The 26,956-nt window shown below is 44.6% G+C and carries 25 protein-coding genes and 1 pseudogene; 5 read left to right on the top strand and 21 right to left on the bottom strand.

The window, feature by feature from the left end; all coding sequences use genetic code 11:
• The first annotated feature begins 197 nt into the window (after positions 1 to 197).
• Both KNL20_RS06175 and KNL20_RS06170 read left to right on the top strand, forming a co-directional pair.
• The gene (locus tag KNL20_RS06175; protein WP_230399734.1) at positions 198 to 1,118 is read left to right on the top strand and encodes a magnesium transporter CorA family protein; all 921 of its coding nucleotides are present in this window, start codon (positions 198 to 200) and stop codon (positions 1,116 to 1,118) included.
• Position 1,119: 1 nt separating this feature from the next.
• A complete protein-coding gene (locus KNL20_RS06170; RefSeq protein WP_230399733.1) occupies positions 1,120 to 1,623 on the top strand; it encodes a DUF5721 family protein in 504 nt (167 codons plus the stop codon).
• Between the two features lie 35 nt (positions 1,624 to 1,658).
• Here KNL20_RS06170 and htpG read toward each other — a convergent pair whose 3' ends face one another.
• The 4 genes from htpG to KNL20_RS06150 all read right to left on the bottom strand — a co-directional run bounded on the left by htpG (position 1,659) and on the right by KNL20_RS06150 (position 6,322).
• Positions 1,659 to 3,743, bottom strand: coding sequence for a molecular chaperone HtpG (gene htpG, locus KNL20_RS06165; RefSeq protein ID WP_230399732.1), 2,085 nt, complete (start codon positions 3,741 to 3,743; stop codon positions 1,659 to 1,661).
• Positions 3,744 to 3,937: 194 nt separating this feature from the next.
• On the bottom strand, positions 3,938 to 5,308 hold the full coding sequence (locus KNL20_RS06160) for an aldehyde dehydrogenase (RefSeq protein WP_230399731.1): 1,371 nt from the start codon (positions 5,306 to 5,308) through the stop codon (positions 3,938 to 3,940).
• A gap of 41 nt (positions 5,309 to 5,349) precedes the next feature.
• On the bottom strand, positions 5,350 to 5,613 hold the full coding sequence (locus KNL20_RS06155; RefSeq protein ID WP_230399730.1) for a glyoxalase: 264 nt from the start codon (positions 5,611 to 5,613) through the stop codon (positions 5,350 to 5,352).
• 43 nt (positions 5,614 to 5,656) lie between these two features.
• Positions 5,657 to 6,322 (bottom strand): HAD family hydrolase, encoded by a 666-nt coding sequence (locus tag KNL20_RS06150; RefSeq protein ID WP_230399729.1) that lies wholly within the window; start codon positions 6,320 to 6,322, stop codon positions 5,657 to 5,659.
• Between the two features lie 149 nt (positions 6,323 to 6,471).
• On the opposite strand from KNL20_RS06150, the gene KNL20_RS06145 reads away from it, so the two are divergent.
• Positions 6,472 to 7,287, top strand: a complete 816-nt coding sequence (locus tag KNL20_RS06145) for a Cof-type HAD-IIB family hydrolase (protein ID WP_230399728.1) — start codon at positions 6,472 to 6,474, stop codon at positions 7,285 to 7,287.
• Between the two features lie 220 nt (positions 7,288 to 7,507).
• Complete coding sequence (locus KNL20_RS06140) at positions 7,508 to 7,897, top strand: hypothetical protein (RefSeq protein ID WP_230399727.1); 390 nt, start codon at positions 7,508 to 7,510, stop codon at positions 7,895 to 7,897.
• A gap of 87 nt (positions 7,898 to 7,984) precedes the next feature.
• Here the strand turns inward: KNL20_RS06140 and pdxR are convergent, their stop codons facing one another.
• Positions 7,985 to 9,385, bottom strand: a complete 1,401-nt coding sequence (gene pdxR / locus KNL20_RS06135; RefSeq protein WP_230399726.1) for a MocR-like pyridoxine biosynthesis transcription factor PdxR — start codon at positions 9,383 to 9,385, stop codon at positions 7,985 to 7,987.
• A 37-nt stretch (positions 9,386 to 9,422) separates the two neighbouring features.
• Complete coding sequence (locus KNL20_RS06130; RefSeq protein WP_230399725.1) at positions 9,423 to 11,093, bottom strand: glutamine--tRNA ligase/YqeY domain fusion protein; 1,671 nt, start codon at positions 11,091 to 11,093, stop codon at positions 9,423 to 9,425.
• A gap of 193 nt (positions 11,094 to 11,286) precedes the next feature.
• Between KNL20_RS06130 and KNL20_RS06125 the strand changes: the two genes are divergently transcribed.
• A complete protein-coding gene (locus KNL20_RS06125) occupies positions 11,287 to 12,807 on the top strand; it encodes a DEAD/DEAH box helicase (protein WP_230399724.1) in 1,521 nt (506 codons plus the stop codon).
• Between the two features lie 103 nt (positions 12,808 to 12,910).
• Here KNL20_RS06125 and KNL20_RS16370 read toward each other — a convergent pair whose 3' ends face one another.
• The 15 genes and pseudogenes from KNL20_RS16370 to moaA form a co-directional block, all read right to left on the bottom strand.
• Complete coding sequence (locus KNL20_RS16370; protein ID WP_408637509.1) at positions 12,911 to 14,257, bottom strand: xanthine dehydrogenase family protein molybdopterin-binding subunit; 1,347 nt, start codon at positions 14,255 to 14,257, stop codon at positions 12,911 to 12,913.
• The gene (locus KNL20_RS16365; RefSeq protein ID WP_331468334.1) at positions 14,248 to 15,171 is read right to left on the bottom strand and encodes a xanthine dehydrogenase family protein molybdopterin-binding subunit; all 924 of its coding nucleotides are present in this window, start codon (positions 15,169 to 15,171) and stop codon (positions 14,248 to 14,250) included. Before KNL20_RS16365 ends, KNL20_RS16370 begins: the two co-directional genes overlap by 10 nt.
• Positions 15,168 to 15,629: a (2Fe-2S)-binding protein gene (locus tag KNL20_RS06115; RefSeq protein ID WP_230399723.1), complete on the bottom strand. Its 462-nt coding sequence runs from the start codon at positions 15,627 to 15,629 to the stop codon at positions 15,168 to 15,170. The genes KNL20_RS16365 and KNL20_RS06115 overlap by 4 nt, the downstream gene beginning before the upstream one ends.
• On the bottom strand, positions 15,623 to 16,435 hold the full coding sequence (locus KNL20_RS06110; protein ID WP_230399722.1) for an FAD binding domain-containing protein: 813 nt from the start codon (positions 16,433 to 16,435) through the stop codon (positions 15,623 to 15,625). Before KNL20_RS06110 ends, KNL20_RS06115 begins: the two co-directional genes overlap by 7 nt.
• Positions 16,436 to 16,588: 153 nt before the next feature.
• Entirely contained in the window at positions 16,589 to 16,960 is a 372-nt protein-coding gene (locus tag KNL20_RS06105) for a VOC family protein (RefSeq protein ID WP_230399721.1), read from the bottom strand.
• Between the two features lie 28 nt (positions 16,961 to 16,988).
• Positions 16,989 to 18,416: an alanine/glycine:cation symporter family protein gene (locus tag KNL20_RS06100; RefSeq protein WP_230399720.1), complete on the bottom strand. Its 1,428-nt coding sequence runs from the start codon at positions 18,414 to 18,416 to the stop codon at positions 16,989 to 16,991.
• A gap of 129 nt (positions 18,417 to 18,545) precedes the next feature.
• Positions 18,546 to 19,211 (bottom strand): deoxyribose-phosphate aldolase, encoded by a 666-nt coding sequence (deoC, locus tag KNL20_RS16245; RefSeq protein WP_456299669.1) that lies wholly within the window; start codon positions 19,209 to 19,211, stop codon positions 18,546 to 18,548.
• Positions 19,209 to 20,372, bottom strand: a pseudogene (locus KNL20_RS16240) (phosphopentomutase); the annotation flags it as partial. The pseudogene KNL20_RS16240 and the gene deoC, both read right to left, overlap by 3 nt.
• Before the next feature lie 3 nt (positions 20,373 to 20,375).
• The gene (cdd, locus tag KNL20_RS06085; protein ID WP_230399719.1) at positions 20,376 to 20,798 is read right to left on the bottom strand and encodes a cytidine deaminase; all 423 of its coding nucleotides are present in this window, start codon (positions 20,796 to 20,798) and stop codon (positions 20,376 to 20,378) included.
• On the bottom strand, positions 20,795 to 21,571 hold the full coding sequence (gene udp / locus KNL20_RS06080) for a uridine phosphorylase (RefSeq protein WP_230399718.1): 777 nt from the start codon (positions 21,569 to 21,571) through the stop codon (positions 20,795 to 20,797). The genes cdd and udp overlap by 4 nt, the downstream gene beginning before the upstream one ends.
• A 41-nt stretch (positions 21,572 to 21,612) precedes the next feature.
• Positions 21,613 to 23,301, bottom strand: coding sequence for an adenine deaminase (ade, locus tag KNL20_RS06075; RefSeq protein ID WP_230399717.1), 1,689 nt, complete (start codon positions 23,299 to 23,301; stop codon positions 21,613 to 21,615).
• Positions 23,302 to 23,511: 210 nt separating this feature from the next.
• On the bottom strand, positions 23,512 to 24,264 hold the full coding sequence (locus KNL20_RS06070) for a hypothetical protein (protein ID WP_230399716.1): 753 nt from the start codon (positions 24,262 to 24,264) through the stop codon (positions 23,512 to 23,514).
• Positions 24,265 to 24,287: 23 nt separating this feature from the next.
• Positions 24,288 to 25,274: a diaminopimelate dehydrogenase gene (locus KNL20_RS06065; protein WP_230399715.1), complete on the bottom strand. Its 987-nt coding sequence runs from the start codon at positions 25,272 to 25,274 to the stop codon at positions 24,288 to 24,290.
• Between the two features lie 27 nt (positions 25,275 to 25,301).
• Positions 25,302 to 25,835, bottom strand: a complete 534-nt coding sequence (locus KNL20_RS06060; RefSeq protein ID WP_230399714.1) for a hypothetical protein — start codon at positions 25,833 to 25,835, stop codon at positions 25,302 to 25,304.
• Between the two features lie 37 nt (positions 25,836 to 25,872).
• Positions 25,873 to 26,886 carry a GTP 3',8-cyclase MoaA gene (gene moaA / locus KNL20_RS06055; protein WP_230399713.1) on the bottom strand — a complete coding sequence of 338 codons (1,014 nt, stop codon included), beginning with the start codon at positions 26,884 to 26,886 and terminating at the stop codon, positions 25,873 to 25,875.
• Positions 26,887 to 26,956 lie beyond the last annotated feature (70 nt).

Below are 26,956 nucleotides of genomic sequence, written 5' to 3'. Positions count from 1 at the left end.
GCCTCCATAGTTCTGTTTTATCACTTAGCGATGTAGTTTTCATTACCACATGTCAACTACACTATATCACAGATAGGGGCATTTGCATAGTATTTTTTATGAACAATTTCCCTTGCATAACCATTTTACAAAAGGTATACTTACTCTGTTGGAATCTGCCTTCTTTCGTGGTAAACTGTTTGGAAAGGACTATAGCTATGCGTTATATTATAAATAAACATCTTCAGGAAATCAGAGAGGAGGCCACGGCCGATTCTCAGGATGAAGTCCTTGAATTTCTGAATTTTGAACAGGCAAAGGAGTTCTGCAAGGATCTCCGCTATCGTAAGGAATTCATGCGGAACCTGTGTGAGAGTATCAGCTACTGCAAGATAGAGATGCTGCCGGATGCCATCATCGGAACCCTGTTAATTCCCGATAAGCAAACACCTCAGTCTTCAACGATATCCCTGATTTTCTACTTTGAGAAACAGCATCTTGTCATCGTTGATGATGAAAAACATCTAAGTGAGACCATGTCCTTGTTTTTAAATGAAGTCTTTACCTCCATCAATGACAGTTACAGGCTTTTCTTTGAATTCATGGAGTCTTTAATCGATGGAGATACCGTACTGCTTCAGCATTATGAAAAGCGCCTGGCCATCATGGAGGAATCTCTTACCGATATCCTGCCCAGAGAGCTGAACAGAAACATTACGACAGATCGGCGGGAGTTGTTGATATACCACTCTTATTACCAGCAGATGATGGATATGTTTGAAATTCTGTCTGAGAACATAAATAACTTCTTTCCTGAGGAATACTCCGTCCAGTTTCAGCGGCTTTTAGCGCGCGTGGACAGACTTTATGATAATACACAGATGCTCCGGGAATATGCGCATCAGATCCGCGAGATGCATCAGGGAAATATCGATCTCCGTCAGAATGATACGATGAGAATTCTGACTGTAGTTACCACAATCTTTTTCCCGTTGTCTATCATCACCGGATGGTACGGCATGAATTTTAATAATATGCCTGAACTGCAGCAGCCTTCCGCCTACTTTATTCTGATTGCAGCCTGTGCTGTGATTGTAATAGGCGAGATATGGTACTTTAAGAAGAAAGGATGGCTGTGAAATGATCGCCCTTACGATTACCAGTCTTAAAAATTTTATGAACCGCCTTTTGATTTCGGATACCTTTGACCGGTTTTATGTATCAGAAGCATCTATTACGACTTTTGTCACCTTTTCCATTGACGGACTCCTGCATCAGGATTTCTTTGAGGCTGATACTGCCGAAGAGCTGCGCTCTTCCGGTCAGCAACAGGTCCTCTGGAAGGATATTAAGTCCTTTTGCTTTTCCGTCATCAAAGGAAAGCGCACCCCTCTCTCCTTTAAAATTGTACTTTTATTTCCCAGGGATGAGACAGAACTTCTGATTGCCCGGAGCGGGATGAGTATAACTCCCGATGATGTCTTTGGACTTTTTTTAAACTGCCAGTACAATGGTGAGACCCTGGTTCTTACTACGGGGACTTCGCTTCGCATCTTCACGCTGGACAAATCCCTGGAGGAAGCCCTGGATCATGCACTCCGGGAATTTCTTATCCGTCAGGACATTGATTTCACAGACAACTAGTACAGGCCTGTACAAAAGTGTACAGGCCTGGTGTATTACTTCGCTAAAAGTACCATGATTTCATTGCTGCGTTTGATAAACGCTGTCATCTGTTCCGGAGCCAGCTGTTTGTTGCCCAGACATGCAAGATCATAAAGCTGCTCGCATATCGAAGATACATGTTCTCCGTCCCCATGCTCAAACAGATATTTTACAAGAGGATGACCGGCATTCAGTACAAGCTTTTCTTTTCCGCCAAACATGGAGGGATCCATCCCCGCCATACCATACATCTTCATCATATCCTGCATACGGCGGTCTTCCTCGGAAACCGTCAACATGGAAGAAATACTGTCATTCTTCAGATTTTCTACCTGTACTTCCAGATTCTGTCTGTTCAGATTTTTCTTAAACAGTTCGTTTAATGCCTTGTTTTCCTCTGTGAGATCTATAGAATCATCTTTCATATCCCCGGATAAATCAGCATCAATTCTCTGGAACCTGACATCTTCTTTGATTCGTTCTACATGGGAGATAAATGCGGAATCAATGTTGTGTTTTAAAATCACCGCATCCTTTCCCTGCTCCCGGAACAGATTAATATACTGACTCTGCAGTGTCTCATCCGTAACATAGAAAACAGAAGTCTTATCCGGCTCTTTCACCTCTTCTACTTTATCTGTATCAGCTGTTTCTGTGTCAGTTTCCTGTACCTCTGCTTCTTCTGCCTCTTTTATTTCTTCAGTCTCTTCCGGCTTTTTATTTTCTTCCAGGCAGTCAGAGAGTGTCAGATACTTTCCATCAATGTTCTTATAAAGAATATAATCCATCATTTTTCCGGAAAACTTCTCATCCTTAATACAGCCGAATTTAATGAAAGGACTGATATCATCCCAATACTTTTCATAATTTTCGCGGTCCGTCTTACACATTCCGCTTAGCTTATCAGCTACCTTTTTGGAAATGTAATCTGCAATTTTCTTTACAAATCCATCATTTTGCAGTGCACTTCTGGATACGTTCAGCGGCAGGTCCGGACAATCGATGACGCCCTTCAGCAGCATCAGGTATTCCGGTATAACCTCTTTGATATTATCAGCGATAAATACCTGGTTATTATAAAGCTTAATGGTTCCTTCGATAGAATCGTATTCGGTGTTAATCCGCGGAAAATATAAAATTCCTTTAAGGTTGAACGGATAATCCATATTCAGATGAATCCAGAACAAAGGTTCACGGTAGTCATTGAATACCTTACGGTAGAATTCCTTATACTCTTCTTCTGTACATTCATTCGGGTGTTTTGCCCACAACGGATGTATGTCACTGATAGATACCGGACGCTTGTTGATCTTCACCTTATCTTTTGCAGGCGAAACTTCAACTACCTCCTTCTCTCCGTTTTCATTTTCCTTTTCTTCTGTCTTAGCCTCTTCATGGATATGCTCTACTACAACATCATCCTCTTTCAAATCAGCTTCATCTATGGTCTCATACTCCTGAGGGGCATTCGCTTTTGAAAGGAAGATTTCCACCGGCATAAAGGAACAATACTTTTCAAGAGCTTCACGTACGCGGTATTCATTCGCAAACTCAAGACTTTCCTCGTTTAGAAACAAAGTAATCTCTGTTCCACAAGTCGTCTTATTGCCGTCTTTCATGCTGTATTCTGTGCTGCCATCGCACTCCCAGTGTACGGGAACTGCATCTTCCTGATATGAAAGCGTATCTATATGAACAAATCCTGCAACCATAAACGCGGAATAAAATCCCAGACCAAAGTGACCGATGATCTGATCTTTATCTGTCTTGTCCTTATACTTCTCCAAAAACTGAGTTGCACCGGAAAATGCAATCTGGGTAATATATTCTTCGACCTCATCAGCAGTCATACCAATGCCGTTATCAATAAATTTCAGAGTCTTTTCTTCCGGATTTACTATGACTTCAATTTTTGCCTTATACTCCTCCGGAAACTGATAGTCTCCGACTACCTCGAGCTTCTTAAGTTTTGTAATGGCATCACAGCCATTGGATACCAGTTCGCGGATGAAAATATCATGGTCGGAATACATCCACTTTTTAATAATCGGAAATATATTCTCACTGTTAATTGAAAGACTGCCATGTTTCTCTGCCATGGTCTCACACTCCTTTTCCTGTTTTCTTCCGTAACTTAACAGATCCCGTATCACAATCTGTTGTTACATGTTCTAAAGGATATCTTAGTACTCCCTTTGATAAAAGTCAATAGAAAATTAGCACTCATTTGGAATGAGTGCTAGCAGAGTCCCGAAAATATGATAAATATGGGATTTTCTTAATTCTAAAATTTTTATAAAAAGAATTTCAGCAGTCTTTTCTTCTCAGATCCATATGGCTGATAGCGGATCGGAAGATCTATTAATGTTGACTTTTTCACTATACTTTTCTGGTGTGTAAATGTTTCATAGGACTTTTTCCCATGATAGCTCCCCATCCCGCTGCTTCCTACTCCGCCAAACCCCATCCTGGATGTTGCCAGATGAATTATAGTGTCATTCACACATCCTCCTCCGAAGGACAGCTCTCTTAAAAGCTTTTTCTCCAGCTGGCGATTTTGGGTGAAAAGATACAGAGCCAGCGGCTTCTCTCTGTCTGCTACAAATTGTATTGCCTCTTCTGCAGAAGCAAAGGTTAAAACCGGAAGAATCGGACCGAAAACCTCCTCTTGCATCACTGGGTCTTTTGAATCTGCAGGATACAAGATCGTGGGTTCAATCTGTAACGTTTCCTCCTGATACCTCCCGCCAATCAGTACATTTCCGTCCTCTATAAGATTCAGAAGGCGCTTGAAATGTTTTTCATTTATGATTCTCGGATAATCCGCATTCTGGAAAATGTCCTCTCCAAACATCCTTACAATCCATTTTTTTACATAAATCAGAAACTTTTCCTTCACTGATTCCTGTACCAGAACATAGTCAGGTGCAACGCAGGTCTGCCCGGAATTCAGGAATTTTCCGAATATCAACCGCTTGGCCGCCATATTTAAATCAGCAGATTTCTCCACAATGCAAGGACTTTTTCCCCCAAGCTCCAAAGTCACCGGCGTCAGGTGGGCGGCAGCTTTTTCCATCACCAGTTTTCCCACATCCACTCCACCGGTAAAGAAGATATAGTCAAACCTTTGTTCCAGCAATTCCGTATTTTCTTTCCGCCCTCCCTCTATTACAGCAACGTATTGCTCGGGAAATGCTTCCTTGAGTATAACGCTTAATATGGATGAGGTATGGGGTGCATAGGCAGACGGCTTCACGATGCAGCAATTTCCCGCGGCAATTGCACCAATCAGCGGCTCCAGACTCAACATAAACGGATAATTCCAGGGAGCCATGATCAGAACAACCCCATAAGGTTCTGACCTCACAAAGCTTCTGGAAGGAAACTGAGCCAGTGGGCTTAAAATTTCATGATCCATGTTCCAGAGGCGCAGATGCCGCCTGATGTATCTCAATTCCGAATATACCATGCCTACTTCCGTCATATACGATTCAAAGCCGGATTTTCCCAAATCCTTCTGTAATGCTGTCTCTATGCTTTCCTCGTGCATTCTGACGGCTGTTTCCAGTCGTCCCAATGCCTTTAAACGGAATCCCAGAGATTTTGTCCTGCTCTTCCGGTAAAAGCTTCTCTGCCTCTTTATAAGTTCCTCTATTTCATTCATGTATCCCTCCATTATACGCAGTTATTCAGCATTCCAGGGAATCACCCCTCGACGATTAGGTATTTGCCGCTGGGTAGAAGAAATACTTCGGATGCCTCTGTAAGTTCTTCTTCAGACATACCGTCCACATCCATCCCGCTCTCCTCCAGATATTCCCGAACCTCTGCAATGCTTTCCACTTCCACAGCCAGGCAGTCTTCCAGAAAAGCTTCTGCTTCATCATAATTATCAGCCACAGGCTGGTCAAAAAGTTGTCCCTGTTTTTCCAAAAACGTTTCAATGCATTCTTCGCTGTACATACTCATAGTTCTATTCTCCCTTTTCGCTATTTGAAAGCAATCCCTCCGGTTAACGGTTCAGCTTTTCCAGCAATTCCACCACCTGCTGCGGCCGCCTTACAAGTGCACAGGCATGATTTTCTTCCAGCTCTTCCTGTGTCCTGAACCCCCAGGTCACCCCTACAGTATACATGCCTGCTGCCCTTCCCGTCTTCATATCTGTATCAGTATCTCCTAAATACATGATTTCTTTCTTCTTTATGTCAAATCTTTGGGCTATCGTCAATGCCCCTCTTGGATTCGGCTTCTTCGGTACATCCGGTGACTGTCCCTGTATCCAGTCAAACATCCTGTTACCAAACAGTGAGGAGACTACATATATAGCTGCCTCGTGAGGCTTATTGGACAATACCGCCATCTTAATACCTTTTTCTTTCAGTTCATCCAGCATCTCTGTAATGCCGGGAAATGGCTTCACATGATACAAAGGATTGCTTCCAAAGTACATCCTGGTCAGTGGTATTCCCTCTTCCAGATGTATCCCCTCTTCATCACCCGCTGCCGCAAGGGCTCTTTTTAACGCGAGATCTATGCCATCCCCTGCATAATAATTATATTCTTCCACCGGACGCGGTGTATAACCAAAGTGCTCCAACGTATGATTGATTCCATGTGCTATGGATTCTACTGTGTCCGCCAAAGTTCCGTCTAAGTCAAATATACAAGCTTTTATCATCCCAATGCCTTTCTTTCGAATTTATCATCTACAGTATACCATCAACGGAAACGGTATTTCAAGTATGTACAGTCTGGTGAATTATAACACAGCCTTGCCTATTCCGGCATTTTCTATTATACTTATTCTTATAGATAAAGGAGAGGCATATGGATTCAAAAATACTTTTTTCCGATTTAGACGGCACAATGCTGAATGCAGATAAGGAAATTACAGAAGAGAATATATCGGCTGTAAACAAGGCACTGCGTGCCGGTCATAAAATAGTCATAAATACCGGACGTCCGCTTAGCGGCTGCCTGGAGCATATTCAAGAGCTAGGTCTGGAACAGGAAGGCTGTTATGCCGTGACCTGCAACGGTGGACTGATATATGATTGTCACTCCGGTAAAATTCTTTTTCAAAAGACAATACCCCTGGATTACACCCGGCATGTTTTCCGTGAAACATCAAAGAGGGGCATACACTGCCACACATACGCCGGTGAGTATGTAATCTCGGAACAAATGACACCGGAGCTTCAGTTTTACACCCATGTAACCCACACACCCTATAAGATCATTCCGGATCTCTTAAACCATCTTACCGAAGAGCCCCTCAAAATTCTTGCTATCAACATGTCCGGGGACCACAGTATTCTGGATGATTACCGGCATGATATGCAAGAATGGGCAGATTTTAAGATATCCATCTTCTACTCCAGTGACTGGTATCTGGAACATGTCCCATATGGTGTTTCCAAGGGAGCCGCAATCTACCACCTATGCAGGTATCTGAACATTCCGCTGTCCTCCACCGTTGCAGTCGGTGATGAAGAGAATGATATAACTATGATCCGAACAGCCCGGGTGGGTGCAGCCATGGCGAATGCCGGACTGAAGGTTAAGACGTGTGCAGACTATATAACACAAAATGACTGCAACCACAGTGGTGTTGCCGAAGTAATTAATCGATTTTTGCTATGATGGCCCATTCAGCAGATCTTGAATACCGCTGTATAACACCATGCATTATTTAATCCGTTATTTTTCACGATTTTTTTATAACTTTATAGGAGAAATGTACGAAAATACACTTTTTACTTTCTTTTTTTTAAAAACAGTGTATACTATGTAGGTATGGTGGCTGATTCATATTATTTTCAAGTCACCCGCATACCTTTTTGACCGGAAGGAGATATATACTATGTCAAAAAAAGTTGGAAGAGCCATTGCCGGATTGGCTTGTATAGGCGCCGCCGCAGGTGCTGTTATTGCATACCTTAATATCGTTAAGAATGACCGAAAATCTCTGGATGAAGATTTTGATGATTTTTCAGATGAATTTGAGAAGACTGAACGCAGCTACACAACCATTCCAAAAGATGTGACTGACAAAGCGGACAGCCTGAAAGAAAAAGCACAGAATCTGAAAGATGATATAGCAGACACGGCAGCAGATATCACAAAGGATCTTAAGTCTGCAGCCATGGATGTTACTGAAGATGTCAAAGATGCGGCAACAGATTTAAAAGATGCTGTAAAAGATAAGGCAGAAGATATAACAGACGCAATCAAAGAAACAATTACAGAATAGTAATTAATAGAACAGAAACCGGTAGTACCGTTTTGTTCAGCAGGCTTATGGACCAAAAGGATACTATCGGTCACTGTATATGACCACCTAACTCCAGACCTCTTTTAAAATATTCATTCCCCTTTGGATTTCATCTTCTTTGAGGGTTGCATATCCCAAAAGAATCCCCTCCCCATCGCCTGCCTGTCGGCAGTCCGGAAAATACGCCAGCAAAGGATATACCTTAATACCCGCTTCTTTGGCAAGCCTGCAAGCCTCTTCTTCAGTCATCCCGTTCTTTAATTTCAACAGCAGATGAACCCCCGCGTTCTCGCCGAAGACCTGGCAGATAGATGTCATATCTTTTAGATTTTTCAAAATAAGATCATGTTTTCCCTTATATAAAGCTCTCATTCTGTTCAGATGTCGTTCAAAATATCCCTCTCTTAAGAATATTTCAATGATTTTCTGATCCACCTTAGATATAGTCACCGAAAAATTACTTCCCAACTCCCGATATTGCTGCAGCAAAGTTGCCGGCAGTACCATATAACTGATACGGATAGAGGGTGCAATTGCCTTTGAAAATGTCCCTATATAAATCACTGTCTCATGCTGATCATATCCTTGTAGAGCAGGGATTGGTTTTCCTATATACCGAAATTCCGAATCATAATCATCTTCAATCAGGTATCTTCCAGACTGCCTTTTCGCCCATGCCAGAAGCTGAAGTCTTCTTTTTAAAGGCATAACCATTCCCATGGGAAATTGGTGGGAAGGCATAACATAGGCAATCCTGGCACCGCTTTCTTCCAGCTCTGAGGGCTTCATACCGGCTTCATCCAAAGGAATCGACACAACTTCATGGCCCAGGCTTCTGAAACACCTCCATGCATTGTCATAGGAGGGATTCTCCATGGCAATTTTACTGCTTTTCCCCAGAAGCATAGAAAGCAGCATCAACAGGTAGTCATTCCCTGCGCCGACCACAATCTGTTCCGCCACTGCCTCCACTCCTCTGGCGTGATGCAGGTAACTGGCAATGGCTTCACGAAGCTTCCATTCTCCCTGGCTGTCCCCCAGTTGAAACATTCCGGCATCCTCATCAGACAATACCTGTCTGGAAATCTTTCTCCATATGTTCTGGGGAAAGCCCCCCGGGTCAATTCCATTTACCGCAAAATCAATACTATATCCTTCTCTTCTACGCTTTGGTGCCTGGCTTGTTTTTCCTTTATTCGGCTCCACTTGAACGAAACCCTCGATATCACAGGCAAAATGCCCTATACAGGGCCGGCTTTCCAGATAACCTTCGGATTCCAGCTGCTCATATGCCAAATCTACTGTACTTCTGCTCACGGAAAGCTGCCTGGACAAGGCCCTTGAAGAAGGAAGCTTCTCACCAGCTATGATTTTTCCGTCAGCTATCTCAGTCTTTATATACTGGTAGATTTGTTCATAGAGCGGTATACCGCCGTTATGTTCCAATGAAATCAACAGTTCCTTCATTACCAATGCCTCCTCACACGCAACCTGTGCACAACTCTTATCTCTGTGATGGAAGTTTAAATGAACTCTTTAATGAAACAATCCGGTTAAATACCATATCTTCAGGCTTTGAGTCATTCGAATCCACACAGAAGAATCCATTTCTCACAAACTGGAACTTGTCATAAGCCTTTGCACCTGCAAAATTGGACTCCAGCATACATTCTTTTAATATGGTCAGGGAGTCAGGATTCAGGTTCAAAGAACCATCCTCGTTGTAAACACCTTTATCCTCATCAATGATATTCTCATATAAGCGGCACTGTGTTTTCAATGCTGTAGAAGCCTCTACCCAGTGAATGGTTCCTTTTACCTTCCGTCCATCCGGGGAATTTCCTCCTTTTGATGCAGGATCATAAGTGCAGTGAATCTCTGTGATATCTCCAAATTCATCCTTTTCAAAACGTGTACAGGTAACAAAGTAAGCATTCATCAGACGGACTTCATTCCCCGGAAACAACCGGAAATACTTTCTTGGCGGTTCCTCCATAAAATCATCCTGTTCAATATAAAGTTCACGTCCAAAAGTAACCTTCCGGGTACCAAGTTCAGGATTTTCCAGATTATTTGGAACCTCAAGTTCCTCAGTCTGCCCCTGGGGATAGTTGTCAATAATGAGCTTTACAGGCTTTAGTACTGCCATCATACGCGGTGCTTTCAACTTCAGATCCTCACGGATGCAATACTCCAGCATAGCATAATCCACAGAACTCTGTGCTTTCGATACTCCGCAGAGTTCTACGAACAGTTTAATAGATTCCGGTGTGAATCCACGCCGTCTGAGTGCAGCAATAGAGACAAGACGCGGATCGTCCCAGCCGTCCACGATTCCCTCTTCCACCAGTTTCTTGATATAGCGCTTTCCTGTAACAACATTGGTCAGATACAGTTTTGCAAACTCAATTTGCCGCGGCGGCATCTTAAATCCCACTTCACGGACCACCCAGTCATAGAGCGGACGATGATCTTCAAATTCAAGTGTACAGATGGAGTGCGTAATCCCCTCAATTGCATCTTCAATCGGATGGGCAAAGTCATACATCGGATAGATGCACCACTTATCACCTGTATTGTGATGTGTCATATGAGCCACACGATAGATAACCGGATCGCGCATATTGATGTTGGGTGATGCCATGTCGATTCTTGCGCGCAGCACCTTACTTCCGTCAGCATACGCTCCTTCTTTCATCCTTTTAAATAATTCCAGGTTTTCCTCCACGCTCCGGTTTCTGTAGGGGCTTTCCTTCCCAGGTTCTTTTAACGTTCCACGATACTCTCTGATTTGCTCTGCGGTCAGATCACATACAAAAGCCTTACCTGTTTCAATGAGTTTCACCGCCGCCTCATACATCTGTTCAAAGTAATCCGATGCAAAATACAAATGCTCCTTCCAGTCTGCACCGAGCCACTGGATATCCTCTTTTATGGACTCCACAAATTCTGTCTTCTCTTTGGTCGGATTGGTATCGTCAAAACGTAAATTGAACTGCCCTTGATACTGCCTGGCCAGACCATAATTTAATAGAATTGATTTTGCATGTCCGATATGAAGATATCCGTTGGGTTCCGGTGGAAACCTCGTACATACATGATCATAAACTCCTTCTGCCAGGTCCTTGTCAATTGCCTGTTCAATAAAATTCCTGGAAGTCACTTCTTTTTCCATCGAATCTCCTCCTGATTGCATTATCTCATATTCTATAGTGTACTTAGTGTACTAAATCATACCACATATTCTTCTTTTTTCAAAGGTTTTTCGCAAAATCATCAGTTTTGCGGATTTCTCTGTATTTTTAGCGTAAAGTATGCTAAACTATAAAGATGTGTCTTAAAGAATAATAAGAAAGAATAGGTATAACATGAATTTTAGTGAATTAAATCTTCGCAAAGAAATCCTTAAATCCGTCTCTGAGATGGGTTATGAGGAAGCAACAGATATCCAGGCCGGTTCCATCCCTTCAATTTTAGAAGGCCAGGATGTAACCGGGCGTTCCAGTACAGGTACTGGAAAAACAGCTGCTTTTGGTCTCCCGCTGGTACAGCGGACGGCTGAAAATTCTGACAGGTCCAGTGTGCTGATCCTGGCACCTACCAGAGAGCTTGCTCTCCAGATTACGGAAGAAATCCGTAAATATGCAAAATATCTCCCCAGCATCAGTGTAGCCTGCATCTATGGCGGCCAGCCTATGGACGGTCAGATTCGTTCTTTAAAGAGGGCACGGATTGTAGTAGGCACTCCCGGTCGTATCATGGATCATATGCGCAGGAAAACCTTGAAATTGGATCATCTGAAAACAATTGTGCTGGATGAAGCTGATGAGATGCTGAATATGGGATTTATCGATGATATCCGTACAATCCTGGAAAGTGCTCCCACGCAGCGGCAGACAATTCTGTTCAGCGCAACTCTATCCCCTGAAATCTTAAAAATCACAGAGGAATTTCAGACCGAGACCGTATTTGTAAAAGCAGATAAAGGTCAGAAAACCGCAGCTATGATTCATCAAAGCTTTTATTATGTACCAAAAGAACAAAAAAGTGATGCCCTGAAGCTCCTTTTAGAATATACACAACCAAGAAAATGTCTTGTTTTCTGCAACACCAAGCGTATGGTCGACGAACTGTCGGAAGCTCTCCGTGAGAGCGGATATAAAGCAATAGGGATACATGGTGATTTGAAACAGAACCAGAGAAATTCCGTAATGCGTGACTTCAAATCCGGACGTGCCAGAATTCTGATAGCAACAGATGTGGCTGCCCGCGGTATCGATGTGGATAACGTGGAAGCAGTATTTAATTATGATGTTCCTCAGGAGCTGGAATACTATGTTCACAGGATTGGACGTACCGGACGTGCCGGTAAAGAAGGCGCCAGCTACACACTGGTTTCCGGACGCATGCAGCTGAATCAGCTTCATGAAATTGAGCGGTATATTGATGCAAGAATAGAGGAGAAACGCATTCCTTCCAAAGATATCGTTCTGAAAAATCAGACTTCTTCCTTTGAAGATACCCTCTTGGAATCCGTAGCCGCCGGAGTGAGCCCGGAATGGATAACCTTTATTGAAAATATGGCTGCAAAGGGTCATTCCCCTGTAGAAATTGCCGCAGTACTCTGCGAGAGAGCACAGAAGAAAAATAAACGGCTTTCTTCTATAGAAGACATCGTATACCGCACAGCTCCGAAAAGCGACAGAAGATATGGAAGCAGAGAGGACAAGTTCGGAAGCGGGAGACGCAGCAGCCGTTCCGGAAAGCCCGGTAAAAATTCCGGAGGCAGGAATTACAGCAGGCCGGAAAAGCGCCGCCAGGACTATCGCTCACCAAAGGGTAAAAATGCTTATAAGACTCAGAGCAAGTCAGGGGTCTTCGAAAATTAACACAACGTTCAAATATAAAAGAACCGCATAATATGCGAAAGGGGCCGCACACGGCTGACAAAATCAGATCGTGTAATGTCCCCTTTTTTTTATAGTTCAGCCATCAGCTCATTCTGTTATCTTCCTGCTGGATTCCCATGGCAATCTTTTCCGGTGTAATCGGTAAATCTTTAAACCGCAGTCCGGTGGCATGATAGATAGCCTGTGCTATAGCCGGAGCCGGTGTATTGATTACAATTTCACCGATGGACTTTGCTCCATATGGACCCGACGGCTCATAGCTGCTTTCAAATTCTACACGGATATCTCCGATATCCTGTCTGGTAGGAATTTTATATTGCATCAGAGAATTATTCCGCATCTGACCTTTTTCACTGTACTGAATATTTTCATAGAGTGCCATACCGATTCCCTGGACCAGGCCACCCTCTACCTGAACACGGGCCAGATTAGGGTTTACAGCAGTTCCGCAGTCCACGACCGCCACATAATCAATCAATTCCACTTGCCCGGTTTCTGTATCCACCTCTACTTCGGCCATTCCTACCATAAAAGGCGGAGGCGATACAGGTGAAGTGTGCATCTCAGTCACCTCCAATGCCAGATCATTGCCACACATGGAGCTATTTGCAATATCCTTCAGCGTTTTAAGCTCCGGATGCTTTTCTGTGTATTCCCTGATGCGCTCCTTCATCTTCTGACAGGCTTTTACCACTGCCTGTCCCGTTATATAAGTAGTGGAGGATGCATAGGAACCACAGTCATACGGCGAAACATCCGTATCCACGCCATGAACTGCCACTTCCTCTATCCGACAGCCCAGTTCCTCGGCTGCAATCTGTGCCAGAATTGTATCGCATCCGGTACCCATATCCGTAGCACCGATGGAGAGGCTGTAAAATCCATCATCGTTCAACTTAAGTGTAGCGCTTCCCACATCAACACCTGAGATACCGGAACCTTGCATGGCCATAGCAACTCCGACTCCCCTGACCTTGCCATCTCCCATGTCTCTGGATGGATACTTTTCATCCCATCCGATCATCTCTTTTGCCTTCGCCATACACCTGTCCAGCGCACAACTGGTGTTGGTTTCCCCATAATAGGCCGGCATTATCTGCCCTTCCTGCACCATATTGATTTCACGCAGAGTTACAGGATCCATATGCATCCTGTCTGCCAGTTCATTAATTGCAGATTCCACAGCAAAAAACCCTTGCGTGGCTCCATAGCCGCGATAAGCTCCTGCTGACATCTGATTGGTATAAACTACGTCGTACTGAAAGCGAAATGCTTCTGCCTTTCCATACAGGGGAATTGGCTTATGACCGGATAAACCCACTGTCGTGGGTCCATGTTCACCGAATGCACCTGTATTGGAAACTGTATAAACATCGATTGCCTTGACAATCCCTTTTTCATCTGCACCCAGACGCACCTTCACTTCCATTTCATGGCGGGGGAAGAACATATCTGGGATTCATAGCGGCTGTAGATCATCTTCGCCGGTTTCCCCGTCTTCAAAGTCACGATTGCAGGGTATACTTCCGAAACAACGGTCTGCTTCGCACCAAATCCCCCTCCGATTCTGGGTTTGCATACACGTATCTTAGATTTTGGTATCTCCAGCGCCGTTGCCAGGATTCTCCTCACATGGAAAGGAATCTGTGTAGATGTAACCACCTTCAGCCGGCCATAGTTGTCAAGTTCCGTGTAGGTTCTGAAAGTCTCCATCATGGCCTGCTGACAGGCCTGGGTATGGTAAGTTCCCTCCACTACATAGGCACATGAGGAAAGGACAGCGTCCACATCTCCACTTTTTTCCAGACCACTGGCGCATAGATTCCTCTTATTATCTGCTCCTACAGGACAAAGTGCCTTCCAGTCCTCTTCCGGATGAACCAGAATCGGATTATCCTTTGCAGCTCTGAAATCCAGCAATGGTTCAAGAACCTCATATGCAACCTTAATCCTCTTTAATGCCTGACTCACAGCTTTTTCATCATTTCCCGCCACAATAGCAACCGCATCTCCCACAAAACGAATTCTCCTGTCAAGAATCAGTCTGTCATAGGGACTGGGTTCCGGATAGCTTTGCCCTGCCATCGTGAATCTGGTCTGAGGTACATCCTTATAAGTCAACACACATGCAATACCCGCCACTTTTTTTGCCTTTTCCGTATCTATCCTGCTTATCAAAGCATGTGCATGGGGGCTCCGCAGTACTTTGACCACCAGACAGTTATCCCCCACGATATCATTCATATAGACAGGCTGTCCCGTCACCAGAGCCATGGAATCTTTCTTATGAACCGGACGGTTGACATAGACGCAGTTCTCCAGTTTTTTCTTCCGCTCCATCATGCCTCCCCCTTTTTATATCTCATATAAGCCTGAATACTCCGCATCTGCCCCACAAACCCGGAGCATCGGCAAAGATTTCCCGCCAGGTACTCTTTTACTTCCTCATCATCCGGATGATCCAGTTCTTCCATCATGGCCAGAATATTCATGATAAATCCAGGGTTACAGTAACCACACTGATCCGCACCCTGATCCGCCAGGAATTCCCCGAACTCCTTTGCCTCGGCCTGAATTCCCTCCAGTGTTACAACATGTTTCCCGGCAGCTCTGGCCGCCAGCGTAGAACAGGACAATATCGGCTTTCCTTCTATCATAACTGTACAAAGCCCACAATTTGCTGTCTCGCATCCCCTTTTTACACTTGCGCATCCATGTTTTCTCACAAAATCCAAAAGAAGCGTGTCCGGGTTCACATGATCCCGGACTGTTTCCCCGTTCAGCCACATCTGAATCAGCATAAACCTGTCCCCCCTTCCTTCAATATCTGCATACTGGCACGCTTTGCCAGGATTTTTGCAAGATGACGCCGGTACTCGGCTGACGCACGCATATTCCCTGATGTCTTTACCTCTTTTTGCACCTGTGCTGCCAGAGCATCTGAAAATTTCTCAGGATCCCCATCAGCCAGCTTCATCACATCGTCATCAGCCCTGATAATCATCGCTTTTTGCGGCCGCGCTCCGATTACAACTCTTCGCTCATTCTCACGGAAGGAGACAGCACAGGCACTCACCGGAAAATCAGATTTTGAATTTCTGCTGCTCAGATATGCAGTCTTCATCGGTGTTTTCCGGATGATGATATTCACAATAATATCTGTATCATAGGGCATCTCCGCATAAGTCTCCAGTGGTATGATTCCGCCCTTATACAGCTCTACACGGACATCCAGAGCCAGCAGCATGGTAAGCACATCGGAAAACCCGAAGCGTCCATACACACTTCCCCCTATGGTTGCACTGTTCCGAAACTGCACCCCCACAATATGGCGCAGGCTTTCCCTGACTGCTCCGTCAGTATATCTGTTCAGGCCTTCATGGGTTTCAAGAGTCCTTAAGACTGTCATGGCTCCTATAACGAAGGCATCCTCCTGTTCGGAAATCTCTGCCGATACAACATCCGACAAATCGATAGCATTTTGCACGGCATTCTTGCTCATCTTCATCCAAAGCATGCCGCCCAGAATACGGTTTGCGCGTTTTTGGTTCAGTTCATAGGCCTGCTCAAGGCTTTCCGCTCTCACGTACCTTTTTATAGTTATCAAATTATTCTCCCTTTCTCTGATAATCTACTATATTCGTTCTATTTTTACACCATGTATAATAATACAAAAGTATCATTGTAAATGCAATGCGCAAAATAGCTAAGAAAAAAAAACAGGCCAAGCCAAATCTGCTCAACCTGTTTGCTTTGCTTACTAATTTCTTTCCGGCACAACTTCCAGCCAGTAGCCATTAGGATCCTGGATAAAATAAATGCCCATACTTTCATTCTCAAAACAGATACACCCCATTTCCTTGTGAAGCGCATGTGCTTTTTCAAAATCATCCACCCGAAATGCCAGATGGAATTCACATTCGCCCAGGTCGTAGGGCTTATCTCTGTCCCGGTTCCAGGTTAGTTCCAGTTCAAAGTCCGTGGTATCATTGCCCATATACACAATGATAAAGGAACCATCCTCTGCTGTATGTCTCCGCTTTTCCATGAGTCCCAGGGCCTTCTCATAAAATTCCATGGTTTTTCCAAGGTCAAATACATTATAATTTTCATGAATCATCTTAAAGTTCATCTTGTGCACCTCTTTCTCCTGTAATACATTACTTACTTTTATTATACTGTTTTTTCTGCATTATACAAGACCTCTTGATGGATTCCTGATATCTGAAAACTTCGCCGCATGCTGTCTTCGACATGACCAGCACGCAGATAAGATTAGGCACCGCCATCAACGCATTCATAATATCTGAAAAATCCCAGACAATATCCAGGGCGCAGGTGGCCCCTGTAAAGGCCGTCAATGCATATATAAATCGGTATATAATGCAATAATCTGTCTTTTTCACAAGAAACTCAAACGCTTTCTCCCCCTGGTATTCCCAGCCGATGATCGTTGCAAAGGCAAACAGCACAATACCGATACTCACGAGATTTCCTCCCCACTTTCCGAACGTGGTTGAAAATGCTGCGATTGTGAGTGAAGATCCTGTGATAAGATTTCCCCTGCCATCTGTGATCCCCAGAACTCCCGAAGCTGCCAAAGCCAGTCCTGTAACCAGACAGATAACAATTGTATCGAAAAACACACCTGTCATGCTGACATATCCCTGCTTTACCGGATCATCGGTACTGGCTGCCGCCGCACTGATTCCTGAAGCTCCAAGACCTGCTTCATTGGAAAATACGCCCCGGGATACACCCCAGCGCAGAGCCTGCTGCATGGATACCACAATACTTCCGCCCACTCCTCCCGCCATCGCTTTTGGAGAAAATGCCATAGTAAGAATCTGAGAAATGCCATGGGGAAGATTCCCTATATTCATAAAAATAACAAGCAATGCTCCCGCCATATAAAAGACAGCCATACACGGCACCACGATCTGCGTGATTTTGGAAATACTTTTAATTCCTCCAAGGATGATGAGAATGGTTAGAATGGTGACCACTAAGCCTGTAATTCCCTCTGATATTCCAAAACTCTCTTTTAATGCTGCAGATATGGAATTGGACTGCGTCATATTTCCCATCCCAAATGATGCAAATACGGCAAATATAGCAAACAATGTTCCCATAATTTTCCCAATAGGCCTATTGGGGAAGCCTAAGAGCATGGTGTACATAGGTCCGCCCGAAATCTCCCCTTTATCATTTACCGTCCGGTATTTTACGGAAAGAAGACTCTCTGCTAATTTCGTGGAAAGACCCACCAGGGCCGACAGCATCATCCAAACCAGAGCCCCAGGGCCGCCTAATACCATGGCTGTTGCTACGCCCACAATATTTCCCGTACCGATTGTGGCAGCCAGTTCCGTCATAAGGGAGGAAAAGGAAGAAATATCACCTTTTTTCTCCTCGTTTCTCTGTTCTCCAAAGTCCATTACACTTTTTAATGCATATCCCAGATTTCGTATTGGAAGGAATTTCATCCTCACCATCAGGTAAATTCCGGTTCCCAGCATAAGAATCAGCATGGGCGGTCCCCATACCATATCATCAATGCTTCGTAAAAGCTTCGCAGCCTGCTCCATAATCCCTCCTTCTGACCTGACAAAAAATATACATGCAGCCATTCTTTCCAATATATACAAGCCCACACAAAAATATGCAGGCATACTTGTTGTTCCCTCAAGTATGCCTGCATGGTAATATGACAATTTTTAATATTGACCGCCTTCTTCTCCTTGAATCAGTTTAATTGCAGAGCTGGTGCCGATTCGGTCGCAGCCTTCTTCCAGGAATGCTTCCATATCTGCAATCGTTTTTACCCCGCCCGCAGCCTTTATTCTGACTCCTGCACCGATATGCTCCCTGAAAAGCCGGATATCCTCCAAAACCGCACCTGCCGTGCCAAATCCGGTAGATGTTTTGATATAATCTGCGCCTGCTTCTGTTACGGCCTTACACATGGCTATTTTTTCTTTCTCAGTCAGATAACAGGTTTCGATGATAACCTTTAATAGTTTCTTACCTGCGATTGCCTTCAGGGCTTTTATTTCTTCCTTTACACGCTGATAATCCCCGTTTTTTACATCCGATATATTCACCACCATATCAATTTCCAGTGCCCCGTCGTCCAGAGCCTGCCTTGTTTCTGCTGCCTTTGCCTCTGTCACGCTATACCCCAGGGGAAATCCGACTACCGTACAGATAGTTAGTCTGTCTTTGTAGGTGTCATGGACTCTTTTTACGTAGCAGGGCGGAATACATACGGAAGCCGTCTGATATGTGATTGCCTCCTCACATAATTTCTGAATATCTTCCCATGTGGCATAGGCCTTTAACAGGGTATGGTCCACATGCTTTAAGAGGCTGCGGGTTGAAATCAAGTCTTTAAAACTGGTGCCGTCCGTAATGTTGGGAACCTCCATGATATCCAAAATTGTAGCTGCAATATCTGCAAATGTATCTCTGGTTCCCAGGTTCACATTCGCCCTGATATCATTTCCATAGATTAAAAGAGGCGTATGTTCCCTTGTGTGGTCAGTTCCCGGAAAGCCAGGATCGCAGCCATGATCGGCTGTGATCATCAGGATATCTCGCTTCTCCATCCCCTTTAAAAAGGTTTCAAGCTGCCGGTCGAAGACTGTAGCTGCATGCGCATACCCTTTAATATCATTACGGTGTCCATATACCATATCAAAATCCACTAAATTTACAAAGCATACTCCTTTAAAATTCTTCTTTTGCATCTCTATGGTCTTTTCCATACCATCTTCATTTCCGGAAATACGCTGTGTATGCTGAATTCCCCTTCCGGCAAAAATATCGTATATCTTCCCTATTCCAAAGGTTTCGTAGCCCTCTCTGGTAAGTGCATCCAGCATGGTATCCTTTGGAGGCAGCAAAGAAAAATCATGCCGGTTGGAAGTCCTGGTATAATTCGGATACACTCCGGTAAACGGCCGGGCAATCACTCTGCCCACTCCATGCTTTCCCGTCAGGATTTTTCTGGCAATTTCACAGTCTCTATACAACTCTTCAAGTGGTATAATATCCTCATGCGCTGCAATCTGAAACACACTGTCTGCCGAGGTATATACAATTAATGCTCCGGTTTTAACATGCTCCTCACCATAGTCTTTTATTACCTCTGTACCCGAATACGGCTTGTTGCACAGGATTTCCCTGCCTGTTTCTGCTTTGAACCTTTCCAGAACTTCCTCCGGAAATCCATCAGGATAAACAGGGAGTGCTTCCGGCGATATAATGCCTGAAATTTCCCAATGTCCAATCGTGGTATCTTTCCCCCGGGAGCTCTCTTTCATCCTTCCAAAAGACCCGGCAGGAGCGCCTTCCTTTGGCATCCAGTCAACTCCATCGATATTGAACAGTCCTAATCTTTTCATATTCGGCGTACTGTATTCTTCCGCACTTGATATCGTTTTCAGCGTATTGCTTCCTTTGTCGCCAAATTCAGCCGCATCAGGAAGCTCTCCGACGCCAAAGCTATCCAGAACAATCAAAAACACTCTTTTATCAACCATATATCAACCATCCTTTCTCAGATTCCCAGGGCCGAAGCCCAGGGGAAATAAATCCCCAAGTGTAAAGACCTGATATCCCCGGTTTTCATCCTCCAGAATAATCTGAAATGTTTCAGGGCTGCAAAACTCCATCATTACCTGACGGCATACCCCGCAGGGCGTACACATCTGACCGGGCTTTTCCCCTGCCTTTCCTCCTACGACAGCAATCGCCTCAAACTCTGTCTCACCTTCGGAGATTGCTTTAAAGAAAGCGGTACGCTCCGCACAGTTTGAGGGGCTGTAAGCGGCATTCTCAATATTGCAGCCCAGATACGTCTTACCACCCTTTGTCAGAAGCGCCGCTCCTACCTGAAATCCGGAATAAGGCGCATATGCTCGTTGCCTGGCTTCATGCGCCAGACGTATTAACTCCCGTTCCTTCATTCGCCTGCCTCTTTTATCATTTCTCTCATTGCCTCTACCGCCACACGGATTGCCGCATCGGTATCATGGACGACCGGATTGTCCAGCCCTGCTTTTGCCCGCTCCTGATTTGCCAGGACGACAAACACGGATCCTGCCCGCACTTTCAGATAGCTGGCAATGATAAACAGCGCTGCCGATTCCATCTCTGAGGCTTTGCAGCCAAGCTTTACCCAGGCATCCCACTTATTCAACAGCTCATAACTCACCGGTTTCGTCTCCGGCGAATGCTGCCCATAGAAGGAATCCTTACACTGTACCACACCCACATGATACGACTGTTTCAGTTTCTTTGCGGCTTTTACAAGGGCATTTGTCACCTCAAAATCCGGTACCGCCGGATATTCTATCGGTGCATACTCCCTACTGGTTCCTTCCATGCGAATGGCTCCGCTTGCAATTACCAGATCACCGCTTTTTACATGGATATCCATGCCTCCGCTTGTTCCTATACGAATAAAGGTATCCGCACCGGACATTACCAGTTCTTCCATAGCGATTGCCGCAGAAGGACCGCCGATTCCTGTTGAAGTCACACTGACCTTCACGCCATCCAAAAGCCCTGTATAGGTAACATATTCTCTGCTGTCCGCCATAAGCACCGGATTGTCCAGATGGCCGGCAATCTTTTCACAGCGCTTGGGATCTCCGGGCATGATCACATACTTTCCCACATCACCCTTTCCCACCTGGATATGATATTGTTTGCCTTTTTCTTCTGAATAATCAATCATAACTCATCCGCCTCCTGTCATCCTTACATTCTTCCGACTTTTTAATAAAAAATACCTTTAGATACACTATAAATACCACGTGGCGTAATTCTGATTTCAGGAATCACAGGCAAAGCCATAAAAGATAGTGTAATAAATGGGTCGATTCTACCCGGAACCCCCATCTCATGTGCCTTCTTTATCATCTTTTTCAATTTTACATTGATATTCTCATAACCTGCATCACTCATCAATCCCATAATCGGAAGGGCTAATGTTTCAATAACTTCACGGTGTGCGGCAATCGTATACCCCCCCTGGCATCGAATCAGTTCATTGACGGCAATTGTCATATCTTCGTCATTATCACCAATCACGATAATATTATGGGAATCGTGGCCCACACTGGAAGCGATTGCTCCGCCTGTCAGACCGAAACCGCTGACAATTCCAACACCGGCCTTACCAGTCCCCTTGTGTCTTTCAATCACAGCAATTTTCTGATATCCCATGCTTTTAAATTCACTGCTGTCTCCAAATTCCATAATCTGGTCCCGGGTTGTAATCTGACCCTCTTCCATTTGAATTATATGACATTCTCCTGAAATATCTATTTTTAGTCTATCCTTCGTAAATTTACTAAGGCAAACTGTATTTTTTAATTCATCCGGACATTTTCCCGGAAGAATTGTATGATTCTTCTCAATCCTTATGCCTTTATAATACACCTCTTCCACTTTAACAGTATGTAGGTCGCTCAAGACGATAAGGTCAGCCTGGTATCCTGGTGCGATAGCTCCCATTCTCTCTAATCCGTAGCATTTTGCGGGATGAATCGTTGCCATCTGGATTGCTGAAAGCGGATCCAGGCCCAGCCGGATGGATTTTCTCACGCTGAAATCAATATGGCCTTCTGCCTGTATCTCTTCAATATGCTTATCATCCGTGCAGAAACAAAAGCCTTCCGTATCTATTTGATTCCGAATGATTCCCTTTACGATAGCTTCCAGATTTCTGGCAGCACTGCCTTCCCGAATCAGGATTGTCATGCCATTTCTTCGCTCCTGCATCGCATATTCAAATTCAGAGCACTCATGATCGGTTGTGATTCCTGCCATAACATAAGCCTGTAAATCCATTTCATCCAAAAAAGGTGCATGCCCATCTTTTATCTTCCCATCAAACAATTGGAGTTTGCGGTGCATTCCAGGAATCCCGTCCACCACAGATCTGTAATCCATCACTTCACCCAATCCCAGAATCCTTTCATTGTTCAGATAGGGTTCCATCTGTCCGGCAGTAAGCTCACATCCATTATCATCAATGGAAGTAGCCGGCACGCAGGACGGCATCATAACATATACATTTGCCGGAACATCGGCGGTCTGCTGCAGAATATAATCGATTCCTGCAATTCCTGATACATTAGCCGATTCATGGGGATCCACGATAAATGTGGTCGTTCCGCACCGGGAGGCTACAGCTATCAGTTCAGAAGGTGTAACCAGTGTGGATTCCAGATGCAGATGGCTGTCAATAAATCCCGGACATACATACTGCCCCTTTAAATCCTTTTCAATCTCTCCTGCGTATTCCCCGATACCGGCTATCATTTCTTCCGCAATCGCTATATCACCTTCTATGATTTCCTTTGTAAACACATTAATAATATGAGCATTCTTTAATACCAGGTCCGCCTTTTCCAAACCTCTGGCAACTCTGGAACATCTTTGAAACTTTTTCAATTCCATAGCAATACTCCTCGTTATATTCATAAGCAGAAACATGCCACAAAGTGACCCGGAGAAACCTCCCGCATATTCACCACTGTACCTGTCAGCCCCTTGCCCTTCATCCCGGTGATATCCTGCCCCTTAAATCTGATTGAATCACTTCGTAGGCTCATACATTCGGATCAAAGTACGTCCCAGGGGAAACTCGTGAGGATACCACCATTAAGATCACCTCACGGAAGCTTCTCCTTTTAAAGCTCTAAGATCCGCCATTACTCTGTCAAGCTTTCCTTTATTTCCATCTATTACCAGAACAACTGCTCCCTCTGATCCGTCCACACCTCCGGAAGCGATACACATGGCCTTCACCTGATATAAGATAGCAAGGGCCGTGATTTCCGTAACAACCGTTGCACCCATAACCGGCATTAATCCCACCTTGTCGCCGATTGCCTCATCCACCGGATGTCCTGCCATAAACTCTGCTGCTGCACGAACATCCGGCACCAGCTTCTCCAATCCAATCGGTAGGATGAATTCAATACCACGTTGTATCACCGGTCCCCACGAAGCGCCTATGGTCCCGCCCATATCATTGGCCGCCAATACTGCTGCAAGCCCCGTATGGTCTATCGCATTACCACCCTTTATAAAGATGTCTCCGGCTGTCAGTTCAGGTAAATAGTCTCTCCAGTGGCGATCCGCAGGTTCCGGCTTTCCGTACCTGATTACACGTGGATGAATCCTGCCTTCTACGGAACTGGATCCTGTCTTTCCTTCTGCAATCATCCCCAGTGTATACATGCTCTTCTTTTTTATGAAAATTCCCGTAAACTCTTCCAGCAGAAATGTATTCGTCGTTCCGCCCGCCAGTATAATCGTATTACTTTTTAATGCCTTTTGGACACTGGGCATTGCTTTTACACCTTTTGCAATCAGCCTTTTGGATTCGCTCGGTGTGAGCGTTATCTGTATGCGCATACTCTCTTCCTCATCTTTATTTCTTACAGTAATTCCGCCCTCAGTTCCTCAGGTGTCTTTACCGACAGCAATCCGGGGGCGATATCCAATACCGTCCTCGCTCCTGTTTCACCTTTCTTTTTCAGTCTCCAGGCAGCCCTTGCATAGCAGACAAGTACACTGGAAGTGAACTCCGGATTGGAATCTAATTTCAGGGAATATTCAATGATATTCCGGTTCCCGTCTCTGCCTGTTTCACCGCTGCGGATAACAAAACCGCCGTGAGGCATCTTACTGTGATGTTCCTTCAGCTCTTCTTCGGTGATAAAATGGACAGTAGTATCATAATCCGAAAAATAATTCGGCATACTTTTTATTGTTTCTTCAATTGCCTTTAAATCTGCCCCTTCTTTGGGAACAACAAAACATTCACGCAGATGCTTTTCTCTTGCAGATAATTCGGGTCCACTGCCGCTTCTGACTTTTTCTACCGCCTCGTCTATCGGCACCGTATACTGGATCGCATTCTTTACACCCTGTACGCGTCTGATTGCATCTGAATGCCCCTGGCTGACACCTTTTCCCCAGAAAGTATAGGTATCACCCTGTGGCAGGATCGCATCTCCATAGAGTCTGTTCAAAGAGAACAGTCCGGGATCCCAGCCCACAGAGATAATTCCTATATTTTTCCCTTCCCTGTCAGCCTGTTCCATAGCTTTAAAGTATTCCGGAATCCTGGCATGTGTATCAAAGCTGTCAATTGTATTAAAATTCTTTGCAAGTTCCGGTCCGATCACCGGAAGATCTGTGGCAGAGCCACCGCAGAGAATCATCACATCTATATCCTCCTTCCAGCTCGTCACATCATCCATGTGTACCACTGGAACACCTTCGGTCATAATTTTAACGCTTTCCGGCGCTCTGCGGGTGAATACTGCTTTCAGTTCCATATCTGCATTGCGCAGGATTGCAAGTTCAACTCCGCGTCCTATGTTTCCGTATCCTGCTATTCCAATTCTGATTTTTTCCATCGTATATTCCTTTCCTATATCTTCCTGCTATGCTTTTTTGTTCTTCTTTTTATACTTCCTGTATTCTTTGTATCCTGCCTTCAATGCTTTTCTCAATTCTGTTTTGGATAACCCATCGACTTTTTCTTTGAGCTCCGGATATCTTGCCTCCTTCTTTTCCATATCCCCGATTATCTTTCGAATAACCTCCTGCTGATCCATGTGATGTTTTTCGAATACATATTTTAAATAGATATTACTGAGTCTGTAACCTCTCTGGCTCAATTCGTCATTCACAGTTTTCAGTGACTCAAATTCCCGGGAACCACCTGTCACCACCACGAAAACATAGTTGGATTTATCCATTACAATTCTCCAGATTACATGCTTCATCCCATAAGGAAGCTTTTCCTTATCACTTTCAAATATGAATCCAACATTCGGGCTTCCCTCATAGATAAATGTCTGCCTGGTAAAATCAGAAGCTTTTTTACATATGATGTGATCGTATTCGGACATTTTCTGAGCCATTAACTGACAGCTATGCTTTGTATCATCATAATAAATCGTACAGTTCTCCATTCCAGTCCTCCATAAGCATTAAAGTTTTCCTAATATCTCAGCCCCCTATGGCATTCATATTGCGCGCGCTTTTCGAACGGCTGTCATATGACAATTTCCCATGGCGGGCAGGCTTTTCATACATCGCCCTGCGCAGTGTTTCTTTTAATTCTTCTCCTTTCAGTCCCCGAACAGGGATTTCCTCTTCCGAGTGAAGACATGGCTTCAGATGTCCGTCAGCCGTCAGCCTGATACGGTTACAGTCCTGGCAAAAGTGATTGCTTAAGGGGGAAATCAAACCAACCCTTCCCTTTGCCCCCGGAAGCTGATAGAGTCTGGCTACTCCTCCCTTTTGACTCACAGGCTTCAGATCCGGAAGATACTGCAGCACAATATCACCGGATACATACGCTTCCTTACCGAATGGCACTGTATGTCCAATCGGCATCAGTTCTATAAATCTCAATTCCAGCGGATACTCCCTGGTAAGTCTGGCAAGAACCGGAATTTCCTCTATATTAAATCCTCCCACCAATACAGTGTTGAGTTTCATCTGCATGCCACAGTCAGCTGCCGCTTGTATTCCCTGAAATACCTCCTGTAAAGTACCATTCCTTGTGATATAATGAAACTTTTTTTCATCCAGTGTATCCAGGCTGATATTAACCCTTTTAAGACCTGCCTTTTTTAATTCTTCTGCCATCGGAGCAAGACGCACCGCATTCGTAGTCATGGACAGGTCTCTGACTCCGGGCAGTTCTGCCAATCTGTGCACCAGGGAAACCACGTCTTTGCGCACCAGAGGTTCCCCCCCTGTTATCCTGATTTTAGAAACTCCCAACTCTGTGGCAGCCCGGGCGATCTCTATGATCTCCTCATACGACATAATGTCCGAATGACATAGTTTCTCCACACCTTCTTCTGGCATACAGTATATGCATCGAAGATTACAAAGGTCTGTAATAGAAATTCTCAGATAATCTATGGTTCTTTCATATTGATCAATCAATATAGTAGTTCCTTTCCGAATATAAAAACCTGCTTTCTCATGCTTTGTGAGCCTCAAACTCATGCTTTTTCATGCAGGCATGAGACGCATGACCTTTTGACCCTGGTATCATTATATTATATACCCACTGCTG

Source organism: Novisyntrophococcus fermenticellae (assembly GCF_018866245.1).
Classification (GTDB): Bacteria; Bacillota; Clostridia; order Lachnospirales; family Lachnospiraceae; genus Novisyntrophococcus; species Novisyntrophococcus fermenticellae.
Note: the sequence above shows the minus strand (reverse complement) of the source record. Positions and strands in the feature narration are given on the sequence as shown.